General features: G+C 38.2%; 3 protein-coding genes. 1 reads left to right on the top strand and 2 read right to left on the bottom strand.

Annotation, left to right across the window (positions count from 1 at the left end; genetic code table 11):
* Nucleotides 1-163: 163 nt before the first annotated feature.
* Nucleotides 164-1,786 carry an oleate hydratase gene (locus NO346_RS07480; RefSeq protein ID WP_256414766.1) on the bottom strand — a complete coding sequence of 541 codons (1,623 nt, stop codon included), beginning with the start codon at nt 1,784-1,786 and terminating at the stop codon, nt 164-166.
* Nucleotides 1,787-2,139: 353 nt separating this feature from the next.
* On the opposite strand from NO346_RS07480, the gene NO346_RS07475 reads away from it, so the two are divergent.
* Nucleotides 2,140-2,766, top strand: coding sequence for a LysE family translocator (locus tag NO346_RS07475; protein WP_256414768.1), 627 nt, complete (start codon nt 2,140-2,142; stop codon nt 2,764-2,766).
* Nucleotides 2,767-2,823: 57 nt separating this feature from the next.
* On the opposite strand, the gene NO346_RS07470 is transcribed toward NO346_RS07475, so the two are convergent.
* On the bottom strand, nt 2,824-3,765 hold the full coding sequence (locus NO346_RS07470) for an MBL fold metallo-hydrolase (RefSeq protein ID WP_371924534.1): 942 nt from the start codon (nt 3,763-3,765) through the stop codon (nt 2,824-2,826).
* Nucleotides 3,766-3,862 lie beyond the last annotated feature (97 nt).

Below are 3,862 nucleotides of genomic sequence, written 5' to 3'. Positions count from 1 at the left end.
TCTAGAGTTATTCGCATTTCTCTATTTTATCAAAATTCAACCTGCTTTGTTTCAGCATACTTTTTGAAACACCACCATCTTTTTTTGTCGTGTACAAAGATCGTTTTATCAAAATAAGTTGAATAACCATAGGGCAGCAATTTACCCTATGGCTTTTTAAAATTTAATGAAAAACTGCTTCCAAAGCATTTAAGCCAACTTTAGGATCGAGTAAACCATTGTAAATCTCTGGAATTTCACGTTCGACACCCAAGAGCTGATAAATGGCAATCATGGCACAACGTACGGAATATTCCACCGTGAAAACCACATCATCTTCAAGCTCTACGAATTGACCTAAGAAAGCAAAGTTGACTGCATTTTCTGGAATGACCAATGGACGATCACCTGCTTTACGACATGCAAATAGGGCAGAGGCATAAGGCATCATTACTGTGGTAATGTCAGTATGTGCCAACACATGATCCAAAATGTCATCGAGACCAAGTTGATGAATCAACTCAATTAAAATCTCTTGACCTGTCGCTTCACTCATCGGTTTTTTAATGTAATCGCCGATATGGTCAATTTCAAAACCATAACCCCATAAGGTGAATTTCCCTTCTGGTAAGTCAGCAAAATGCGGTTGAGCTGGAACGACCACAGATAGATGCCAACCAGATTCAAACCAAGTCATGAGTGCACCTGTACCCGGTTCATTTCCTGTGTAATCAATAATCCGTTTTAGCAGCACATCATCATGCATGGTGAGCGTAAAGGATTTCCATTTATGCTCATCAATGTTGCCATAGAAGGTCATTGGGCGACCAAAATCAGGGGCTTTTTGAGCCAATGTTTCCCACAAACGCCAGCCATGATCTTGTCGATCACGAATCAGCTCAGGAACATCGAATTTATCGCCATAACGTGAATCAGCCGTAATCGAACCTAAAGTAAAGAGCGCAAGATCATGCTCACCCAGTTGAATTTGTTCAGTGCCTTCTGGAATGTTGACATAAAGTTGGGTTGCCTTACGTTCCTTCGTTTGGGCATCTTCGACAAAGTCTGCATCTGTGACATAACTACCGAAACGAACATCAACGCCTTGTTCCACCAACCAACGTTGTAGCGGATGAATCATTGAATCATATTGATTGTATTTGGTTCTTTTCACGCCTGCTAAGGTATGGATGCGTGGTAATTCTTGAATGAAACGTAAAAAATAACGGCGTAATTCTGCTGCGCTATGCCATTTTTGAAAGGCAAACGTGGTTCGCCACATCCGCCAAAAATTACTTTGGAAAAATGCATCATCAAAAAATTCATCAATACGGCGACTACCAATACGATCTTCTTTTAATGCTAACAGCCGTAACATTTGAGCACGGTTGAGCGTTGATAATCCCAATTTTTGAGCTTCTGCAATAATATGATTTGAGTCGATCAAACGTGCTTGAGCATTGGTTTTAACTTGTTCGTTAAATTCACGACATTCTTCACGAACAGAAATGTCTGGATTTTCTAAAGACGGGATGCTTGAAAATAAATCCCAAGTACACAAATAAGTCTCATCAGTTAGCATACGCCCACCACGTGTGACCCATGCTTGGTTCGGATTAAGCGGATTATGTCCACCATCCATCGAACCACCAGAAACATTCAACTCTTCTAAAATATGGATATGTTCGGCTGGCACTTTAGCATCACGAATCGCAAAAGCAGCAGCAGCCATACCAGCTATGCCTCCACCTACAATCCAAAGATGTGATTTAGAGTGGTCTAATGTTTTCAGTCTTTTATTTTGCATCTGATGTGCCTCGGTTGTAGTTCTAAAGAAAATTAAAGCCGTAATTTTATTATGGGATTATGTGTTTTAAAAATATATGAAAGTTCTGCTAAAAATCGATGATAAATTATTATCAGAAAAAAACTTTAATAGAAAAAATGGATGCACAATAAAATTTTACTGTTCATATGCTATGTTTTAACTGTTTGATATTAAAATTAAATTGAGTTTTTACTCTATTTTTGGTTTTTTACTAAATATCAAATTGCTTGAAAAATCCTTAAATTTATAAACATAAATCAAAAAAATTATATCTTCTATTATGGTTTTTTAAGTAAAATAAATAGTTGAAAATTATTCTAATCTTGAGGTCTATCTTGGAATCATTATTGATTTTAGGCTCTATTGCTTTGGCATTAATGTTGGGGGCAATTAGTCCTGGTCCTACCTTTATTTATGTTGCCAAAAACTCAATTGCGATTTCACGTAAACATGGCTTATTTACTGCGCTTGGTACGGGCACGGGTGCAGCATTATTTGGTTTGCTTGCAGTGATGGGGCTACAAGCAATTTTGCTGGCTGTGCCTTCAGCATATTTGGCTTTGAAAATCTTTGGTGGTCTGTATTTACTTTGGCTCGCTTATAAAATTATTAAACACGCTAAAGAACCAATGGAAGCTGTAAATGGAGCAGTCAAGACCATGAGTTATACGCAAGCATTTCGTTTAGGGCTGATTACCCAACTCAGTAACCCCAAAATTGCGATTATCCTTGCCAGTATTTTTACCGCGTTATTGCCGAAAGAAATCCCAACGTATTTCTATGTGGTGTTGCCAATTTTGTGTTTCTTTATTGATGCAGGTTGGTATTCGCTAGTGGCTGTTGCATTGTCAGCAGAAGGTCCTCGCAAAGTGTATTTAAAATCTAAGGCTGTTTTTGATCGTATTGCAGGTGGGGTGATGACTTTGCTTGGATTGAAACTGATCTTTGGAATGAAGTGATAAAAAAAGCGACTGTGAAGGTCGCTTTTTTGATGGGCTAATTCTAAGTTAATGTATTTAATCTTTGAAATGAGTTGGAATCCATTGATAGCTTTTACCATCTGCTGAATAAATATGCCCAATCCCCGGAAATGGTAAATGTGGTGCAGCGATGGTTTGTCCATTTTTAGCAAAATCAGCGAATTGCTTTAAACGCGTTTCAACGGCTTTTTTCGGGTCTATATCGTATTCAATTGCCGTTTCAGGTTTATCAAATTGCACAGTATGTGAATGTACGATATCTCCAATAAACACCACGTTTTCATCTTTGGTTTTTAATTCATAGCTAAAATGCCCAGGTGTATGTCCCGCCGTGTTAATGACTTTAAAACCTTGAATGTCATCTCCGAGTTTATACGTTTTAAAGCGTTGCTTGGTTTGATATGGTGCAATGGCTTGTTTAATTTTTTCCACTGTTCCTTGATAGTTAGCTTGCTTGTCTTTTGGAAGTTTCGCTGCTTGTTTGGGATCTAACCAATATTTTGCTTCATCATCAGATACATAGACTGTCGCATTAGAGAAATTGGCAACGCCATCTTTACTGATTCCACAGACATGATCGGGATGTAGATGTGTGAGTAAAATGGTATCAACTTGTTCAGGTTGATAGCCTGATGCTTTTAGATTGCTTAAAACTGAACCTAAATGTGAGCCGAAACAACTCGCTGCACCGCTATCGATTAATACCAGAGATTTTCCTGTATTGACGAGGAAGGCATTTACTGAGGTTTGTACGCCTTTCTCTTGATCTGCATAGTATTTCTTTAAAATCTCGTGAACTTGTTGTTGTGAAATGTCTTTAAACAAGCTTGGTGACATAAAGTTTGTACCATCGAGCAGGGCAGTGATTTGTACATTGCCCGCTTGGTATTGGTAATAGCCTGAAACTTGTTTTTGTTGGGGGACGGCAGCTTGGGTGGTGATGGCTGTTGTACTTAAGTGTATTAGTTCAGACTTGATCGTACATTCTTCTTGAAAAAGAGAAAGTTACCCGTTTTGATAAAGGTGTCGAAATCTTAATCAAACAAAGGTAACTTTCTTATGTTGCATACTAACA

Source organism: Acinetobacter sp. 5862 (genome assembly GCF_024494585.1).
In the GTDB taxonomy this organism is placed as follows: domain Bacteria; phylum Pseudomonadota; class Gammaproteobacteria; order Pseudomonadales; family Moraxellaceae; genus Acinetobacter.
This window is presented reverse-complemented; position numbering and strand designations above follow the sequence as displayed.